This window comes from Paenibacillus xylanexedens (genome assembly GCF_007676705.1).
GTDB lineage: Bacteria > Bacillota > Bacilli > Paenibacillales > Paenibacillaceae > Paenibacillus > Paenibacillus xylanexedens_C.
Map to the genome: position 1 here is coordinate 1 of NZ_VEBF01000857.1, position 223 is coordinate 223.

The following is a 223-nucleotide window of genomic DNA, read 5'->3' on the forward strand; positions in this document are numbered from 1 at the left end:
ACATCCTGTACAAAACACTCACACGTCATTTCAACCCTGCACCAGTACCTCCGCGTCGGCATAAGGAAATTCCTGCTCTCCACCATATCCATAAACTCATCCATATACACCAATCCCCAATCCCCCCCACACCACCTTCCAACCCCCCTACCTACACCCCTCTCTTTCATCATATTCCCCATCTCTTCCCTCACACCAATCAACCCAAACTACCTCCATACAA

Annotated in this window: 1 protein-coding gene; it reads right to left on the minus strand. The window is 49.3% G+C overall.

Going from position 1 to position 223, the window contains the following annotated elements:
- Positions 1–203 (minus strand): hypothetical protein (locus FS628_RS32450; RefSeq protein ID WP_222125367.1); only part of this gene is annotated, 203 nt, incomplete at its 3' end.
- Positions 204–223: the final 20 nt, after the last annotated feature.